Raw genomic sequence first — 376 nt, forward strand, 5'->3', positions numbered from 1 at the left:
TCTATTTAGCCTGCGGTCTCATTCTCTTTCTTCCTTTTAATGTTAACATCCTGGGCTACGACACCCTCAGCATTCTCTTTCTGTCAATCATCTTTACCATGGCTATTGATCACATCAAAAATCCAAAGTTTTTTAAACTTCTTTTTCTGTCTGTTTTGTGTTCAGCAGCTGTATTAATAAGGCTACCTAACGTTCTGGTATTACCCATTATATTTTTCTGGTTTCTTATTTTTAGAAAGACTTTTCCAAAGACTTTTTTGTACCGCTGGCAGGCGGTGATCTTTCTATTGCTATCACTTTTGGGAGTAGCCGTGGGTTATGCTTCTTATGACAGGAGCTGGAATTCATTGGTGAGTGCTTCGGCAAATGCAGATTC

At 38.8% G+C, this 376-nt stretch carries 1 protein-coding gene; it reads left to right on the forward strand.

The genetic code is table 11. From position 1 onward, the window contains the following. On the forward strand, positions 1 to 376 hold a 376-nt coding region (locus HC175_RS20445; protein WP_168139869.1), incomplete at both ends, for a hypothetical protein.

Source organism: Salinimicrobium oceani (assembly GCF_012037645.1).